Genomic DNA, 17,579 nt, shown 5'->3' with positions numbered 1-17,579 from the left:
TGCCGGACGGTCGACTTATTCTTTCGGCTTCACCACATCGACCGGGCTGATGTCGAGCAGGTCGAGCGTACGGCGCAACAAGCGTACCTCGGTCTCAGCCAATTGCGAATCGGCCTTGGCGATTTCCGCCATGTGACGGGCGAGCAGCTTGCGCCGCTCGATGTCGAGGTCGCGAAACTCAGCGATGGCCTGCGAGCCGTTGGTCTCGTAACCGAATTCGTTGAGATATTCGATGACGCTGTCGATGCTCGCTTCCGGAATGCCGAAAGCTTCCCGGCAGATGCGCCTGAAGGCGACCATCTCGCTCTCGCTGACGGAGCCGTCGGCCAGAATCATGCGGAACAGCATCAGCAATTCCGCCGACAGCACAGGATCGTCCGCGACTTTGCGCACGCCGGGGTCACCTTCGAAGATCGAGCGTATCTGATCCAGCAAAGCGAATGCCATGGAATTCCCCTTCGATTCGTCCAATGCATGTCGCCCAAAAGTGCACAGCGGTTTTGGGAAAACGACATGCATAAAAACAAAAATCCAAGCGCGTCGCGACGCGCTTGGAATAGGTAGCGCGGAATCAGCCTTACGCAAACGGGTTAGAAGGTGCCAATCGCGGCGGAACTGCCGGCGGAACCCATGGCGGGGCCTGACTGGTGTATGGTTGCGGGCCTGATAGACTGCGAATGTACGAATCATGTTGGAGGAGCCACACATGAATCTCAGTGCACCTACTCAGTTGATTTTCATCATTTCCCTTGTGCTCGCTATCATCGGCATTCTCGCCGCTCTTGGCGCTCTTGCGTTTATTCCGATATCCGCGGTGTGGATCGTCCTCATCGCCTACATTGTGCTTGCCGCCGGTTGCTTGATGCGCGGCGCCTGATGTATGTCGCCCAAAAAGCATGCCCTTGGGCTTGACCCGAGGGTGCGCAGCGGTTTTGGGACAACGACATGCATAAAACAAAAGCTTGAAGCGCATCGTATGAGCCTGATCAGGCACGACGCGCTTCAAGCACTCCAATCTCAGGCAACTCGGAGCGCCCGGTCAAAAGCCGGGCGCTTTTGATTCCAAGCGACGGTCTGTTAAAGTCCCCGGGCGGAAGGAAAGCTCATGCCCGCCCAGAGCGACGACGGCAACGGCCATCCCAGTCCCGATCTCGACCGGTTCGAGATGGCGCGGCGTGTGCCCGGCCCCCGGCTTCGGGGTGCGGTGAGCGATATCTGCTTTTATCGCGAAACCAAGCCCGGCCGTTTCCGCAACGTCGAATACGCCTCGCTGACCGTGCCGCTGGTCATCAGCTTCGCCGAGCCTTTCGCCATCGGGCTCGGCAGGAACCCCGGTGACAATGATCGCTTCGCCAGTTTCGCCGCCGGCCTCTACGCCGGTCCCGTGGTGATCGAGTCCTTCGGCGGCGCCTGCTGTGTCCAGATCAATTTCACGCCGCTTGGCGCCCGCCGCTTCTTCGGTCAGCCGATGAGCGAACTGACCGACCGCATGGTCGGTCTCGACGATGTTCTCGGTGTCGAAGGCATCGTCCTGCGTGAAAAGCTCGGCAACGCCGAGGACTGGAGCCGCCGCTTCGACATGGCGGAAGCCTTCGTCGCCGCACGGTTGGCTGAGGCCCGGGAAACGCCGGCTGAAATCGCCTGGGCCTACGACCGGATCATCATGTCAGGCGGCCGGTTTCGCGTCTCCTCTCTTGCCGGCAGGCTGGGCTGGAGCCGCAAGCATCTCTCGGCAAAATTCTCCGACGCCATCGGCGTCGGCCCCAAGACGCTGTCGCGCATCGTCCGCTTCAACCGGGCGCTCGGTCTTTCGCGGCAGGACAAAGGCGATTGGGCCGACATCGCCGCCGATTGCGGCTACGCCGACCAGTCGCATCTGGTGCGCGAATTCCGCGACCTTGCCGGGCAAACGCCGACGGCGCTCGCGGTCAGGTAACATTTCTTCAAGACGCCGGAGCAGCCTTCGCTCAGATTGGGTCATCGACAACCCGATTGAAGGAGACCGTCATGCCCACAGCAATCGAAGCGCCCCGCCTCTATCCCACCCTGCGCTACAGGAACGCGGCCAGGATGATCGACTGGCTGGGCGAGGCCTTTGGCTTCAGCGTTCGTGCCCGCTACGGCGAAGGCGACGTCATCCAACACGCCGAACTGACGTTCGGCTCCTCAATGATCATGCTAGGCACCGCGCGCGACGACAAATTCGGCCAGATGATCGGAGCGCCAGGCCAGGGTGGCGGCAAATCAATCTACGTCGCCGTCGCGGACGCCGACGCAGCTTATGAGCGTGCCAAGAACGCCGGCGCCGAAATCCTGGAGGAACTTGTCGACCGCGATTATGGCAGCCGCGAATTCATCTGCCGCGATCCCGAGGGCAATGTCTGGTCGTTCGGCACCTACTGGCCGAAGGCCGGCGAGAAGGTCTGAATCAGCGGGCCAAACCAAAAATCGCGTCACAGTCGAGGTGGGTTTCCAGCTCGGCTGCGACCTCGTCCAGCGCCCGTTCGACTTCGGCGCGATAGTCGATGCCGCCGCCCCTGACGCCGAGGCTCTCCAGGAATTTTGCCCTGAAAGCGTTGGCGGAAAACAGCCCATGCATATAGGTGCCTGATACCTTGCCGTCGGCGGAGATCGCGCCGTCCTCGACGCCATTGATGATCGCCGATGGCCGCAACGTGTCCGGTCCCGTGGTGCGGCCGAGATGGATCTCGTAGCCCTCAAGCGGCAGGTCGAATGGCACGGAATGCGCGCTGACATTACGCACGGTCTTTTCCGGCTCCATCACCGTTTCGATGTCGAGCAGGCCAAGGCCTTCCGCCTCGGTGACGCTGCCTTCGATGCCGTCGGGATCGCGCACGACTTTGCCCAGCATCTGGAAGCCGCCGCAGATGCCGACAATATGGCCGCCGCGCTTGCGATGGGCGACAAGGTCGCGATCCCAGCCGTTCTCGCGGAATTTCAGGAGATCGGCGATCGTCGATTTCGAGCCGGGGATGACCACCAGCCCGGCATCCTGCGGCAGTGGCTTTCCCGGCGGCACGAAGACCACCTCGACCTGCGGTTCGGCCTTGAGCGGGTCGAGATCGTCAAAGTTGGCGATGCGGCCGAGCATCGGCACCGCTACCTTCAGCGCCCGTTTCTCGCCGGAGGCCAGCCGTTCGAGCACGACTGAGTCCTCCGACGGCAGCCGCGCCGCCGCCTTGAGCCAAGGCACGACGCCGAAGCAGCGCCATCCCGTGAATTTTTCGATCGCCTTGATGCCGTCCTCGAACAGCGAGACATCGCCGCGGAACTTGTTGATGAGATAGCCGACGATCATGCGCCGGTCTTCCTCCGGCAAGATCAGATGCGTGCCGGCGACCGAGGCGATGACGCCGCCGCGATCGATATCGCCAACCAGCACCACCGGGACGTTGGTGCGCGTGGCAAAACCCATATTGGCAATGTCGCGATCCCTGAGATTGATCTCGGCCGGCGACCCCGCGCCCTCGACGATGACCAGGTCAGCGCCCTCGCCAATCTTTGCCCAGGAGTCCAGCACCGCATCCATCAGCCGCCCCTTCAGCGCCTGGTAGTCGCGCGCCCCCGCCTCGCCGAACACCTTGCCCTGCACGACGACTTGCGCGCCGGCATCGGTCTGCGGCTTCAGCAGCACCGGGTTCATGTGCACGCTTGGCGCGACACCGCAGGCGATCGCCTGTAGCCATTGCGCGCGGCCGATCTCGCCGCCACCGGCATTGTTGTCGCCAGGAATGTCGGCGACGGCGGCATTGTTCGACATGTTCTGCGGCTTGAACGGCCGCACCTTCAGGCCGCGTTTCTTCGCCGCGCGGCAGAGGCCCGCGACGAGCACCGTCTTGCCGACATCGGAGCCCGTGCCTTGCAGCATGATTGCTTTGGCCATGGCTCAGGCCCTGCCCTGCGCGACTGTGCCGGGAATGGTCGATTTCTGCGCTAGCGGTCCGCCACGCCAGATGTACAGCGCCAGCAGCGGCTCCTTGGCCGTTCGCATGGCGTGATTGACGTTGGAGGCGTGGTGGATCACCTCGCCGGCCTCGCGAACATGAAAGCCGCTGTCGCCCTTGTGCCATTCCGTCCCGCCGGTCAGCGGAATGTAGATCTCCTCGGCGATATGGTGGTGGTCGGGATAGACGATATCAGGTCCGAGGATCAGCAGGCCGGCCGCCACCTCGTCATTGACGAAGGGACCGCGCGTGCCGAAGACCTCCAGCCAGCCATATCTGCTCAGGAATTCCGCGCCGAAATCGGCCGCGCTGTAGGTCTGACCCCAGCGCAGTTCATTGCAATGCGCCGCAAGGTACCGCGCCAGGGGTCGGGCATTCGGCGGCGCAAGTTCGGCGACGCGATCGAGATAGCGAAGGCAAGGCAGACGATGCGGTTCGAGCGGCCGCGACGGCATGTCCCAGACGATCCGGGCCACCGCATCGCGCACCAGCGCATCCTCGAAGGTTTCGAGATAGGTTCGGAAATGCGTTAGCAGTTCATCTGGATTCGTCGACACATCATGCTCCGATTCGCGCACAGCCGTTCCGCAATGCGTCGGGTTGCGCGGCGGCATCATTGGTCTAGATTGGGGCGCGCGCAAAGCCAAAAACAACAGGCCAGCAAGCCAACCCAAGGGAGCACGCCATGGACGCCGCTGTCGATGCGAGCACCAGCCAGTTCGAACTCAATGAGGACCAGCGTGCCATCCAGGAGATGGCTGGGGCTTTCGCAGCCGACCGCGTCGCGCCGAATGCGCTCGACTGGGACCGCAACAAGCATTTTCCAGCAGATGTTGTCCGTGAGACCGGCCCGCTCGGCTTCGGCGGCATCTATGTCAGGGACGATGTCGGCGGCTCGGCGCTCGGCCGCCTGGACGCCGTGCTGATCTTCGAAGCGCTTTCTCGCGCCGATCCGGCATTTTCCTCCTTCATCTCGATCCACAATATGGTGGCGTCGATGATTGACCGCTTCGGCAACGAGGAGCAGCGCCAGCGTTTTCTGCCGAAGCTGACCTCGATGGAATGGCTGGCGAGCTATTGCCTGACCGAGCCGGGCTCGGGGTCGGACGCAGCGGCGCTGAAGACGCGCGCGGTGAAGAACGGCAGTGACTATGTGCTGAACGGCGCCAAGCAGTTCATCTCCGGCGCCGGCGACAGCGACCTTTATGTCGTCATGGCGCGCACTGGCGCCGATGGGCCGAAGGGCATTTCCACCTTCGTCGTGCCAAAGGATGCGCCGGGCCTCTCCTTCGGTGCCAACGAACACAAGATGGGCTGGCACATGCAATCGACCCGGCAGGTCATCTTCGAGGACTGCAAGGTATCGGCTGAGAACCTGCTTTCGACGGAGGGCGCCGGCTTTTCCATCGCCATGGCCGGCCTCGATGGTGGCCGGCTCAACATCGCCGCCTGTTCGCTGGGCGGCGCGCAATCGGCGCTCGACAAGGCGCTTTCCTACACGGCCGAGCGCAAGGCTTTCGGCTCCAAGATCAACCAGTTTCAGGCGCTGCAGTTCAAACTCGCGGACATGGAGACCGAGTTGCAGGCCGCGCGCATCTTCCTCTACGCCGCGGCCGCGAAGCTCGACCGCAAGGCGCCCGATGCCGGGAAATGGTCGGCGATGGCCAAGCGTTTCGTCACCGACATCGGCTTCAACGTCGCCAACGATGCGCTGCAATTGCATGGCGGCTATGGCTATCTGCACGATTACGGCATCGAGAAGCTGGTGCGGGATCTGCGCGTCCACCAGATCCTCGAAGGCACCAACGAGATCATGCGCGTTATCGTCGCCCGCGCGTTGATCGGCCGCTGAAAGCAGACAATTCGGGAGAACACGATGACCACCATCGCCTTCATCGGCCTGGGCAACATGGGCAATCCGATGGCCGCCAACCTGGTCAAGGCGGGACATGCCGTGCATGGCTTCGACCTGATGCCGGAGAACCTGACGGTTGCGCGCGACCATGGCGTCATCATCATGGCCAATGCCGTCGCAGCGGTGAAGGGCGCCGATGTAGTCATCACCATGCTGCCGGCCGGCAAGCATGTGCTCTCGGTCTATGAGGACATCGCGCCCAAGGCGAAGAAGGGCACATTGTTCATCGATTCCTCGACCATCGATGTCGAGTCGGCGCGAAAGGCCCATGCCGTCGCCGGCAAGCATAGCCTGCTTTCTATCGACGCACCGGTTTCCGGCGGTACCGTAGGTGCCACCGCCGGCACGCTGACATTTATGGCTGGTGGCTCGAAGGATGCTTTCGCCAGGGCCGAGCCGATCCTCAAGCCGATGGCCGGCCGTATCGTCCATTGCGGCGACGGCGGCGCCGGACAGGCGGCAAAGATCTGCAACAACATGATCCTCGGCATTTCGATGATCGGTGTCGCCGAGGCTTTCGTGCTGGCGGAAAAACTTGGCCTTTCGAATCAGGCGCTGTTCGACGTCGCCTCCACCTCTTCCGGCCAGTGCTGGTCGCTCACCACCTATTGCCCGGTGCCCGGCCCGGTGCCGACATCGCCCGCCAACAATGACTACAAACCGGGATTTGCGGCAGCCCTTATGCTGAAAGACCTAAAACTGTCGCAAGAAGCCGCGCAAAGTAGCGGCGCGGTGACGCCGCTTGGCGCCGAAGCCGCGCAACTTTACGCGCTGTTCAATGCGCAAGGGAATGCTGGCGCGGATTTTTCCGGCATCATAAATTTCCTGCGTGGCGCCACTGCGTAAACCTCTGATTTAACAAGTTTTTTGGATTTTATAGCCGGCAAGGATCGCAAGTTTAGATTTGCTTAAGCTCTCGCTAACCCCCCGGTAACGATGTGCCTGTAAAACGGATTGCGAGGCGGATATCCGCCCGGTGCTCCGGATCAGGTCTCGCGTACCGGAGCCCGTAAGTTTCGCAAGTGCATTTGTAGCGAAACGCCATGCGTATCTGGCAAAGCCGCGTTCCCGATGGGGCGCGGTTTTTGCCTTTTCAACCCGCCCGGCAGAGTCAGGTCTTTGTCGACAGCCGGCGAAAATTGGCCTTTACCGCACGGCTAGCCGGTTTCAGCGCCGCGCTGATCGACCGCTCCGCCGCGATACCATTGAACAGCGATGGCGTGCGGCCGGAGAAAACCTCGGGCCAGAAGCGCGATGCCGACTGCAGCAACGCCAATTGCGCTGCAAACGCGCCTTCCGCCATGGCGACGGTCTTCTCACTCACTGCCCGCGTCGTCTCGGCACCTCGACCATTTTTAGCGTCCGCTACCATCAGCGGCAGCCGCATCATCGCCACCAACGGCGCCAGCATCAGGTCATGACCTATCGCCGCTGCGTCCGGCGCCCGACGGCCCTTGCCAATTTTTTTCATCGAAATCCAAACCCCAAATGCAGCCGGTATGGCCGACCCCCACCACATTACGTGCAACGAGGGCATTTCGTTCCCTGACATCGCAGCGGAAGTTGCACTTGAGTCCCGGCGCGCCCTGATCAAGGAGCACCCGGTACTCGTTTATCGCTTGCGCAGGTCCGCTTGCGCCAGATCCAGCGCCTTGGCGATGCGCTCGCAGGCCATGTCGATCGTCCTGGTGCATTTCCAGATGATCATCGGCCTCGTGCGTGCTCCTGTCACGCTCGTTTGCCATCAGATCCGGAAGTTCCGCTTCTGGCACAGAAGGACTACGTCGGTTCGTATCTGCAAGCGCTACTTTGCAGCGATGGCGGAAATCCTGCACCTTGCAGCAACTCATAGAAACATTCGGCGTCTGCTTCGGAATTCTCTAATTCAGCGTCGCAGTTTCGAGGACCTGTGCCTTGCCTCGCTTGACAGAGGACTTCTCGCGACCGCAAGATATTGTGATGCAGACGATTGGTTGGAATAGAATTGCGCGTCGTGGGGCCGTCGGGGCAATCGTTCTGATGATTGGCACAAATGTGCCTGGGTCGACGCGTGCCGACGACTCGCTCTTTCTCACAAGCCCGTCCCAGCCAGCCAATGTCGGCGACGCGATGTTGGCGGCCGCCAGTTATCATGATTCCGGCGCATATGATCGCGACCTTGCCGCCGTGGCGAAGCAGGCCGGCGATTGGGTCGTCAAGCGCGCAACGGAGGTGCCTCGCCCCGCACTGGTACTCGATATCGACGAAACGGCTTTGGCCAACTGGGAAGTGATCACGCGCGACAACTTCGGCCGCCCGATCGGCGGCGCCTGCGACGTCGCGCTCGACGGTCCGTGTGGCTGGGCCGCTTGGGACCAGCTTGCGAAGGATCCAGCCATCGAACCTGTGCTGGAGGTTTTCCGGCAGGCGGGAACGGTGAAAGTCGCGGTATTTTTCATCACCGGACGTCCGGAGGACCAGCGTCATGCAACCGAACAGAACCTGCAATCGGCGGGCTATGCCGGCTATGAGCGACTTTACATGGTCCAGCCTGGTGCCAAATATGGTTCCGCCGCAGATTTCAAGGCACCCATAAGAGCCGAGATCGAAAAGGCCGGCTACACGATCATTGCCAATGTCGGCGACCAGCCATCCGACCTGTTCGGAGGACATGCCGAGAAGCTGTTCCTGCTGCCGAATCCGTTCTACAGGGTTCGCTGACGGCGGCTACGGTGTAAGCACGGACGCTAGCTCCTTTCCGAGCACCATCTGCGCTGTCCAACGAAATGGAGACCTGATAGCCGCCCTTGCTTAGCGAATCCTTTAGCAGAATGCGGCATCCAAACGCCGGGCGCCCGACTGCGGGACGCCCGGCAATCGTTTCCTCACTGCTTGCGCAAATCCGCTTGCGCCAGATCCAGCGCCTTGGCGATGCGCTCGCAGGCCATGTCGATCGTCTCGCGGGTCCAGATCAACGGTGGCGACAGGATCATCGTGTCGCCTGTGGCGCGCAGCATCATGCCCTGGGCGATGGCATGGTCGCGAACCGTCACCGCAGCACTGCCCGAAGGTAGGAACCGCTCCTTGCTCGCCTTGTCCCTGACGATCTCGATCGCCCCCATCAGCCCGATCGAACGTACCTCGCCGACCAGATCGTGCCCGGCGATGTGGTCCTGCAGCGCCTTGGCGAAATAGGGTCCGGTGTCGTTCCTGACGCGGTCGACCAGGCCTTCCCGTTCCATGATCTCGAGGTTCTTCAGCGCCACGGCGCAGGCCACGGGGTGACCCGAATAGGTGTAGCCGTGATAGAACTCGCCGCCCTTCTCGACCAGCGTCGCCGCGATGCGGTCGCCGACCAGCAGCGCCGACAGCGGCTGGTAGCCGGAGGTCAGCGCCTTGGCCGTCGTGATGATGTCCGGCTCGATGCCGAAGGTCTGCGCGGCGAACCACTCGCCGGTGCGGCCATAGCCGGTGATGACTTCGTCCAGCATCAACAGCACATCATACTTGCGGCAGATGCGCTGCACTTCCGGCCAATAACTCATCGGCGGGATCTTCACCCCGCCCGCCCCCATCACCGGCTCGCCGATGAAGGCGGCGACCTTGTCGGCGCCGGCTTCGAGGATGGCGTCCTCGACAGCCTTCGCCGCCCGCAGGCCGAAATCATGGTCGCTTTCGCCCGGCAGCGCTAGCTCATAGGCATAGGGCATCATCACATGGACGATGTTGGGGACCGCGCCGCCGAGCTGCTTGTGCATCGGCTCCATGCCGCCAAGCGAAGTGCCGGCAATCGTCGAGCCGTGATAGCCCATCTTGCGCGCGATGATGCGGTTCTTCTGCGGCTTGCCTTCAAGCGCCCAATAGTGGCGCACGAGACGCAGCGCCGTGTCGTTGGCTTCCGAACCGGAGGAGCCGTAGAAGACCTGGTTGACGCCCTTGGGCGCCAGTTCCGCGAGCTTTCTCGACAACAGCACGGGCGTCGGCGTCGAGCATTTGAAGAAGGAATTGTAGTAGGGCAGTTCCTTCATCTGGGCATAGGCGGCATCGGCCAACTCGTCGCGGCCATAACCGACATTGACGCACCACAGCCCGGCCATGCCGTCGAGGATTTCCGTCCCGTCGGCATCGTAGATAAACGGCCCATTGGCATGGGTGATGATGCGCGAGCCGGCCTCGCGCAATTCCCGGTGGTCGGTGAAGGGATGAAGATGATGCGCGGCATCGATCTGCTGAAGCTGCTTCAGCGAATAATTCTGATAGGTCATGTCTGATCTTTCCTCTTTGAATCAATCCGGCAAGGCCGGGGCGGATTCGTCAGAGGAAGGCAGGCGGCGAATAGCCGATGCGGGCGCACAGCCGGAGCAGCTCAGCACGAAGCGTGCGCGGTGACGGCGTCACCGCGACCCCGAAGGCGCCAGATGTCTTCGTACGAGCCATGCTCGCACCTTAGAGCAATTCCAGGAAAAGTGTGAAACGGTTTTCCCGGGAAAAGCGCGTAGCGCTTTCCCTAGGGAATTGCGCAAAAACAAGAGAGAGCGGTTCGGCGTTTCCGTAAAAACAATGAACCGCTCTTGCCTGCCTGAGGCCTGGGTTTCAAGCCGTTCCGCTTAGTGCCCTTTGCAGGAAGACATACTTCATCGCGGCCTGGGCGGCTTGTGGCCGGCGGTCGCCACGCCCGCCATGGCCACCCTCGGTCTCCTCGAAGAACAGTGTCCGGCCGTGGCCGGCGGCCTGCAATCGCGCCGCCATCTTGCGCGCATGGCCCGGATGGACGCGATCGTCGGCGGTCGATGTCGTCAGCAGCACCGGCGGATAGGCGGCATCGGCGGAGACATGCTGATAGGGAGAATAGGCGGCAAGCCAAGCCGCCTCTTCCGGCTTTGCCGGATCGCCATACTCCGCCATCCAGGAGGCGCCGGGCGGCAGTTCGGTGTAGCGCAGCATGTCGAGCAGCGGCACGTCGATGATGACTGCGCCAAACAGTTCGGGATGCTGCGTCAGCGAGACGCCGGTCAGCAGGCCGCCATTCGAGCCGCCCTGGATACCGAGCGAGCTTGCGGTGGCGATGCCGCGCTTCACCAGGTCCTGTGCAACCGCGGCGAAATCGTCGAAGGCGTTCTGCCGGTTGGCCTTGAGTGCGGCCTGGTGCCAGTTCGGGCCGAACTCGCCACCGCCGCGGATATTGGCCTGCACATAGGCATTGCCCTTCTCAAGCCAAAGCCTGCCGCGCACGCCGGCATAGCCGGGCAGCAGCGGCACTTCGAAGCCGCCATAGCCGTAGAGCAGCGTCGGCACCGGGCCGTCCTGATCGCTTCGCCTGACGACGAAATAAGGGATCATGGTGCCGTCCTTCGAGCGCGCTTCGAACTGTTCGGAGATGAAGGGCGAAGCGTCGAAACGCGCCGGCTGGGACTTCACGGTGGCAAGCGTCGCGCCATCGTCGTCCGACCAGACGATCGAACTCGGCGTCAGGAAATCGGTGAAAGAGAAGGAAACGCTGGAGCCGAAATGTTCGGTATGGGCGATGCCGACATTGCCATTCGCAGGTAGCGCCACAGGCTTCAGCGACCAGGTGCCGTTGTCGCGCTCACAGACGACGACCTTGCCCCGGACATTATCCATCAGGTTGATGAACAACCGGTCCTGCGTGCGGGCGATGCCGGCAATGGAAACGCGGTGCGCCGGCTCGAGCAAGGTTTCCACAGGTCCCAGCGCGTCGGTTTCGACCCATCGCGCCAGATCCAGTGAATAGAGACCATCCGGTTTGCACACCGTACCATCGGGCGTCGTCCACGGGCTGCGCACGCCGAAGACAAGCTGGTCGCCAAAGATCGTGCTGTCGGTCATGTCGTCAGGCAGCGGGAGGCGCCTGTTCTCGCCTGAAGGCAATCTCAGGAAGATGTGCGAGGCGAAGAAATTCAGCGTTCGCGCCAGGATCAGATAGCGTCTGTCGCCATCGAACTCGAGGGCAGCACCTGCGGCCAGATCCTCTTTCTCAGCCTCGAAGATCGGCGCCGCGTCTTCCAGCCTGGCGCCGCGTTTCCAGAGCTTGACCACGCGCGGATAGCCCGACTGCGTCTTGTCCGCCTCCTCGAAGGCGGCCGAGACGATCACGGTGTCCTTGTCCAGCCAGGAAAAACCCGATTTCGAGGCGGGAGCCCGGAAGCCATCCTCGACGAATGACTTGGTTTCGATGTCGAATTCGCGCATCTCGCTGGCATCGCCACCGTCCGGCGACATCGAGACCAGGCAGAGGTTGAAGTCGGGGTAAAGCCGGCTGGCGCCGCTGAACACCCATTTCACGCCCTCTTTCGCCGACAGCACGTCGAAATCGATGATCGTCTCCCACTCCGGTTTCTCGGTCTTGTAGGAAGCGACCGTCGTGCGACGCCAGAGGCCGAGCACATTGGTCTTGTCCTGCCAGAAATTATAGACATGGCCATTGAGCGCGGCGCCGACGGCGATGTTGTCCTCGGCCGTCATCAGGTCGAGCGCGGTCTGGAACGTCGCCTGGTAGGACGGATGGCCCTGCAATTCGGCGACAGTTGCTTCATTTTGACGATGAACCCAGTCGAGCGCTTGCTTGCTGGTCCTGTCTTCCAGCCACAGAAAAGGATCCTCGGCAGCCGATTCAGTCTGGCCTTTTGTCATCGATTTGGTCACGAACAGTCTCCGAAAGCATTGTCAGGTGGCCTTGCCTACATCGCGTTGCAAGCGTCCACATTCAAGATGGCGATGCAGCGTTATCGGCCGATAGCGGCTTGCTTACACCATGCGCCGCCGCACGACAGTCATGACCGCCAGCGCCAGGCAGATGGCGCCCAGCGTGATCGGCAGGCCGGACACGCCGATGATGTCCATGACGCCGCCGGTGAGCGGCGGGACGAGGATGCCACCGACACCCCACATCAGCGAGAAGGCGGCGTTGCCGGCGACCAGCGCCGAGCCGGTGAAGCGTTCGCCAAGCTCGATGATCGACATCGTATAGATGCCGTAGGACACCGCCCCCCAGATGAAGACGCATGGCCAGATCAGCGGCGTTTCGATGAGAAGCGGCAACAGCGCGCATCCGAGCACGGTCAGCGACACGCAGATGAAGCGCACCAGACGCGCCGTCAGCCGTTCCGCCAGCAGGCCGAGCGGCACCTGCATGGCGATGTTGCCGGCGATCATCACCGACAGCAGCGCCGACATGCGGGCTTCGGCGATGCCATAATGCGTTCCGTAGACCGGCAGCAGCGCCAGCACCCCTTGCTCAAAGCCGGCGGCGACGACGACCGCCGACAACAGCAGCCAGGCCATCGGCATGAATCCCATCACGGAAACCCGGTGTCCAGCCTCGTCGACCTTGGGCAGCCGTTGCAGCACCAGGGCAAGGCAGGCGCCGCAGAAGACGAAAGCGGCAATGCCGACGAGGAAGGGCGGCCAGCCTTCCGTGCCGACGGCAAGCAGGCAAAGCGGACCTGCCGCGAAACCGGCCGAAATGATCGTGGAATAGACGCCCATGACACGGCCGCGGCGTGCCGGCGGCGCCAACGCGATCACCCAGATCTCGCTCAGCACATAAAGCGGGTTGGTCACAACGCCGATCAGGAAGCGCAGCGGGAACCACAGATAGACGTTCTGCGTCCAGCCGATCAGCGCCAGCACGATCGCCGAAAGGGCGGCACAGGTGAGCGCCGTGCGCCCTGCCCCGAACCGGCGCGCCAAAGCTGGGATCAGCGGTGACGAAACGATGAAGCCGATCGGCGTCATCGCCGCCGACAGCCCGATCATGGCCGGCGAAATGCCCTGTCGCTGCAGGATGAAGCTCAGCAGCGGATAGGAGAGCCCTTGTGCGATGGCGAACACCGAGACGGTCGCGATCACGCCGGTGATCGCCGCCCACTGCATCGGCTCGTCGCCGCTTTTTTCCACCACATCCATCGGGCAGCCTTAGCGGGTCGCCTCGATGGCCGTAAGCTCCGCGGGCAAAAACCGCTTGCTCCAGCCTCACGGCCCCGCAGCAGATGCTAGGGAAAATAGCGGGCAATCGCTCCCTTCTTGCCGTCCGCGTAAGGCTTCAGCCACTTGTCGTCGATGGAGAGCCCGTCATTGTCCGAAGGTCCCTTTCCGATGGTCCGGCGCCAGGCGCGGAACTTGTAGTGGTCGAACACATCGAGCATGTGTACTGCATAGGCTGCGGCAAACGTCTTGTCGCCTTCGACGATCACCAAATTCTCGTCATTCTCGTAGGACGCCTTGTAACCGAGATTGTGGCTGCCGGTGATGACAGTGGCGTTGTCTTCCATCGGATCGATGATCACGATCTTGTCGTGCACGATCGCGTGGCCGACGGTCAGCACCTCTGCCTGGAAGTCGCGCGCGACCGTGGCGCCGGTGAGATTTGCCGCCCTGACGATGGAGACGTTCGGCGCCTCCCAGACCTTTTCCGGAAAGACGAAAGGCGACTTGCCGTCCTTGTTCGATTTGTGGGTGACAGGATCCTTGGTCGGGGCAACGTAGTTGGGCATGGCAGTGGGGTCGCTGATCGCGCCTTGCACGATCAGATTCGGATCCGCCATGGCTGCCGCGACGGCCTGGTCGACGATCGAATTTTCGCCAAGCCGCGAAGGATTGAACACCAGGAAGAGCACCGCGCGCTTCGCCGCCTTGATCCTGGCGAAAACGTCCGCAAGGTCGACCGGCCGCACCGAGATATCCTTCTTGTTACGGTCGGGATCGTTCGGCGAAAACCATACCGTCATGCCGTCCAGCGCCACCGTGGCGCCGTTCAGCGGGTTTGGCATATGGTTTTCCCTGCGGAACGGCACGCCTTGCGTCTGGGCGACACGACCGGCCGCGCTTTCGCTGGCCGGCGGCGGGAACACGTCGGCCTTCATGCGCTCCCAATAGGCATCGAACACCTTGGCCATCGCAGGGTCGTCACGGATGAAGGCGTTGTTGGTCTGCCCGCAAATGCCTGTCGAGGTCCAGTTGGTGCTGCCCGTCATGACCGCCTGCGCATCGCCTTGCGCATCGCGGTAGACGGCGAATTTGTTGTGGCCGATATGGTTGTTGTTGAACAGACGATCGGTCAGCGTGACGCCGGCGTCGCGCAACCGCTTTCTGAAAGGTGCGTTGCCGGCATCCCAAGCCTTGGTCTGGTCGTCCCTGCCCGAATTCGCGAGGATGACGTCGACGACATCCTTGGCGTCGATGATCGCGTCGCAGAGCTCGTCGTCGCCAAGCTCATAAAGTGCAAGCCTGACAGTGCCGCCCTCGTCCTTGGCCCGTTTCATCAGGCTGGTGAGCACATCCGGCACGTCGCCATGCAGATAGGCGCGTATCTCGCTGCCGGGGCGCTCGAGTTCGGCCCTGATCTTGTCGCGCTGCCCGACCTTGATGCCGGCGTCCTCGAGGGCGCGCGACATCCATTGTGTCGACAGCACGCCATTGGTGAAAGCGACCCGCGCCTTGCCGAACATCTGCCCGAGAAAGATCGGCGGGCTGACGGCGCCCTGGCCGAGATAGCCAAGCGGCCGCGCCGGTCCGGTATAGGCGGGCTTGCCTTCGACGACCTGATTCGGGCGCACCGGCACTGGGTCGAGGCCCGGCTTCATGTCGCCGACCGGGCGCACACGGTAGGCGATCATCTCGCCTTGCGGCCTGACGCCGAGGCTGTCGCGCCGGCGGCGCACGGTAAGGTCGCGCCAGAATGTCTTTTGCACCGGCCATACGCCGGTGTCCTGTGGGATCCACCTTGGATTGCGCTGACCCTTGAACGGCACCCACGACGCCAGGCAACGCTCCTCGCCGGTGTCGGGATAGAGGCGCACGATCTCGAAGCCGAGACAGCCCGGGATCATCCCGTCGAGATCCCATGACAGGAACGCAACTTCGTTGTTTGTCGCAGCACGCACTTTGATGACGTCTGGCATCGCGATCCCCTCAAAGGTGCCCAACAAGAAAGTATGTCAGAAGTAAAAGACAGAACTGTAACGCGTTTCACGTTGCGGCACCCGCATCGTCCAGCTGCCCTTTCGGCATGTCGCTTCCCTCGCCCTAGTGGTCGCCGCCTCCGCAATGGCTGAACAGCCGGCGGTCCATTATGCCGCCGCACTATCGCAGCGTACGAGGCCTGTCATGACCGCCGCCCTTCACCCCGCCGAACCGCCATTGGCAACCGATCGCGCCCGTCGCGGCGGCCGCGCAGGCAAGCGCGCCGGCGGCTCCGCGGCGTTCGAACAGCCGCCTTTCCGGCAGTTGAAAATCCCGCTGACGCCGACCAGGCTGGTTTCCGACGACGAGCTCGAATCGATCCACCTCGCTTCCTTGCGGGTGCTAAGGGAGATCGGTGTCGACGTGCTGCACGACGAAGCCCGCAGCATCATGAAGGCGCATGGCGCCGATGTCCGCGAAGGCAGCGAGCGCGTGCGCTTCGACAGCGACATGATCCTCGAGCTGGTTTCGCATTGCCCGTCGGAATTCACCATTCATGCCCGCAATCCGGAGCACAATGTGCGCTTTGGCGGCGACAATCTGATCATCTCGATGATGGCGTCGGCGCCCAACTGCTCCGATATCGATCGCGGCCGCCGGCCGGGCAACCAGCAGGACTACCGCAATTTCCTCAAGCTCGCGCAGATGCACAACATCCTGAACTGCACCGGCGGCTATCCGGTCGAGCCGATCGACATCCACCCTTCGGTGCGCCACCTCGAATGCATCCGCGATCTCGCCACGCTGACCGACAAGGTGTTCCACATCTATTCGCTCGGCAAGGAGCGCAATGTCGACGGCATCGAGATCACCCGCATCGCGCGCGGCGTCAGCCACGAGCAATTGCTTGAGCAGCCGTCGGTCTTCACCATCATCAACACCAATTCGCCACTCAAGCTCGATGTGCCGATGATGGAAGGCATCATCCAGATGTCGAGCAAGGGCCAAGTCGTCATCGTGACGCCGTTCACCCTGTCAGGCGCCATGGCTCCGGTGACCATCGCCGGCGCGCTGGTGCAGCAGAATGCAGAAGCGCTGTCCGGCATAGCCTTTGCGCAAATGGTGAAGAAGGGCGCGCCTGTCGGCTATGGCGGCTTCACCTCGAACGTCGACATGAAATCCGGCGCGCCCGCTTTCGGCACGCCGGAATACATGAAGGCGCAGCTGGTCGGCGGCCAGCTCGCCCGCCGCTACAACATCCCCTACCGCACCTCCAACACCTGTGCCGCCAACACGGTCGACGCGCAGGCGGCTTATGAGAGCGTCTTTTCGCTATGGGGCGCCATCCAGGGCGGTGGCAATCTGATGATGCATGCGGCCGGCTGGCTCGAAGGCGGCCTGCGCTGCTCCTATGAGAAGACCATTTTGGACATCGACCTGTTGCAGATGGTGGCGGAGTTCCTGACCCCGCTCGACCTTTCCGAAGAGGCGCTCGGCTTCGACGCCATCCAGTCAGTCGGACCAGGCGGCCATTTCTTCGGCACCCAGCACACACAGGATCGCTACAAGACCGCCTTCTACGCGCCGATCCTTTCCGACTGGCGCAATTTCGAGAACTGGGCGGAAGCCGGATCGCCGACGGCACTCGAAAAGGCCAACAAGGTGTGGAAGGAACGGCTGGCTTCCTATGAGGAGCCTTACATGGACCCGGCCATTCGCGAAGAACTCAACGCCTTCGTCGAAAAGCGCCGCGCCGAAGGCGGCGCCCCGACTGATTTCTGACCGACACTCGGCAACAC

At 62.4% G+C, this 17,579-nt stretch carries 16 protein-coding genes; 7 read left to right on the top strand and 9 right to left on the bottom strand.

Annotated elements, in window-relative coordinates:
• Positions 1–15: 15 nt before the first annotated feature.
• Positions 16–447: a TerB family tellurite resistance protein gene (locus OHD62_RS26045; protein WP_263788716.1), complete on the bottom strand. Its 432-nt coding sequence runs from the start codon at positions 445–447 to the stop codon at positions 16–18.
• 259 nt (positions 448–706) lie between these two features.
• Here OHD62_RS26045 and OHD62_RS26040 point away from each other — a divergent pair, with 259 nt between their 5' ends.
• From OHD62_RS26040 to OHD62_RS26030, 3 genes are all read left to right on the top strand, one after another.
• A complete protein-coding gene (locus OHD62_RS26040; RefSeq protein ID WP_263788714.1) occupies positions 707–877 on the top strand; it encodes a hypothetical protein in 171 nt (56 codons plus the stop codon).
• 228 nt (positions 878–1,105) lie between these two features.
• Complete coding sequence (locus OHD62_RS26035; protein WP_263788712.1) at positions 1,106–1,936, top strand: helix-turn-helix domain-containing protein; 831 nt, start codon at positions 1,106–1,108, stop codon at positions 1,934–1,936.
• Between the two features lie 71 nt (positions 1,937–2,007).
• Positions 2,008–2,427 carry a VOC family protein gene (locus OHD62_RS26030; protein ID WP_263788710.1) on the top strand — a complete coding sequence of 140 codons (420 nt, stop codon included), beginning with the start codon at positions 2,008–2,010 and terminating at the stop codon, positions 2,425–2,427.
• A gap of 1 nt (position 2,428) precedes the next feature.
• Here the strand turns inward: OHD62_RS26030 and OHD62_RS26025 are convergent, their stop codons facing one another.
• Entirely contained in the window at positions 2,429–3,904 is a 1,476-nt protein-coding gene (locus OHD62_RS26025; protein ID WP_263788708.1) for a cobyric acid synthase, read from the bottom strand.
• Positions 3,905–3,907: 3 nt separating this feature from the next.
• On the bottom strand, positions 3,908–4,522 hold the full coding sequence (locus OHD62_RS26020) for a dimethylsulfoniopropionate lyase (RefSeq protein ID WP_263788707.1): 615 nt from the start codon (positions 4,520–4,522) through the stop codon (positions 3,908–3,910).
• 128 nt (positions 4,523–4,650) lie between these two features.
• On the opposite strand from OHD62_RS26020, the gene OHD62_RS26015 reads away from it, so the two are divergent.
• Both OHD62_RS26015 and mmsB read left to right on the top strand, forming a co-directional pair.
• The gene (locus tag OHD62_RS26015; RefSeq protein WP_263788705.1) at positions 4,651–5,817 is read left to right on the top strand and encodes an isobutyryl-CoA dehydrogenase; all 1,167 of its coding nucleotides are present in this window, start codon (positions 4,651–4,653) and stop codon (positions 5,815–5,817) included.
• Positions 5,818–5,841: 24 nt separating this feature from the next.
• A complete protein-coding gene (gene mmsB / locus OHD62_RS26010) occupies positions 5,842–6,726 on the top strand; it encodes a 3-hydroxyisobutyrate dehydrogenase (protein WP_263788703.1) in 885 nt (294 codons plus the stop codon).
• A 265-nt stretch (positions 6,727–6,991) separates the two neighbouring features.
• On the opposite strand, the gene OHD62_RS26005 is transcribed toward mmsB, so the two are convergent.
• Complete coding sequence (locus OHD62_RS26005; RefSeq protein ID WP_263788701.1) at positions 6,992–7,351, bottom strand: hypothetical protein; 360 nt, start codon at positions 7,349–7,351, stop codon at positions 6,992–6,994.
• Positions 7,352–7,899: 548 nt separating this feature from the next.
• On the opposite strand from OHD62_RS26005, the gene OHD62_RS26000 reads away from it, so the two are divergent.
• Positions 7,900–8,580, top strand: coding sequence for an HAD family acid phosphatase (locus tag OHD62_RS26000; protein WP_263788699.1), 681 nt, complete (start codon positions 7,900–7,902; stop codon positions 8,578–8,580).
• A 164-nt stretch (positions 8,581–8,744) separates the two neighbouring features.
• Here the strand turns inward: OHD62_RS26000 and OHD62_RS25995 are convergent, their stop codons facing one another.
• The 5 genes from OHD62_RS25995 to OHD62_RS25975 form a co-directional block, all read right to left on the bottom strand.
• Positions 8,745–10,124, bottom strand: coding sequence for an aspartate aminotransferase family protein (locus OHD62_RS25995; protein ID WP_263788698.1), 1,380 nt, complete (start codon positions 10,122–10,124; stop codon positions 8,745–8,747).
• 49 nt (positions 10,125–10,173) lie between these two features.
• The gene (locus OHD62_RS25990) at positions 10,174–10,296 is read right to left on the bottom strand and encodes a capsid protein (protein WP_263788696.1); all 123 of its coding nucleotides are present in this window, start codon (positions 10,294–10,296) and stop codon (positions 10,174–10,176) included.
• A gap of 156 nt (positions 10,297–10,452) precedes the next feature.
• A complete protein-coding gene (locus OHD62_RS25985; protein WP_412177428.1) occupies positions 10,453–12,510 on the bottom strand; it encodes a prolyl oligopeptidase family serine peptidase in 2,058 nt (685 codons plus the stop codon).
• A gap of 114 nt (positions 12,511–12,624) precedes the next feature.
• Positions 12,625–13,785 carry an MFS transporter gene (locus OHD62_RS25980; protein WP_263788691.1) on the bottom strand — a complete coding sequence of 387 codons (1,161 nt, stop codon included), beginning with the start codon at positions 13,783–13,785 and terminating at the stop codon, positions 12,625–12,627.
• Between the two features lie 86 nt (positions 13,786–13,871).
• Positions 13,872–15,779 carry a phospholipase D-like domain-containing protein gene (locus OHD62_RS25975; protein ID WP_263788689.1) on the bottom strand — a complete coding sequence of 636 codons (1,908 nt, stop codon included), beginning with the start codon at positions 15,777–15,779 and terminating at the stop codon, positions 13,872–13,874.
• Between the two features lie 205 nt (positions 15,780–15,984).
• On the opposite strand from OHD62_RS25975, the gene OHD62_RS25970 reads away from it, so the two are divergent.
• Positions 15,985–17,562 carry a trimethylamine methyltransferase family protein gene (locus tag OHD62_RS25970; RefSeq protein ID WP_263788688.1) on the top strand — a complete coding sequence of 526 codons (1,578 nt, stop codon included), beginning with the start codon at positions 15,985–15,987 and terminating at the stop codon, positions 17,560–17,562.
• Positions 17,563–17,579 lie beyond the last annotated feature (17 nt).

Origin of the sequence: Mesorhizobium sp. YC-39, from assembly GCF_025753795.1 — a bacterium.
Lineage (GTDB): Bacteria > Pseudomonadota > Alphaproteobacteria > Rhizobiales > Rhizobiaceae > Mesorhizobium.
This window is presented reverse-complemented; position numbering and strand designations above follow the sequence as displayed.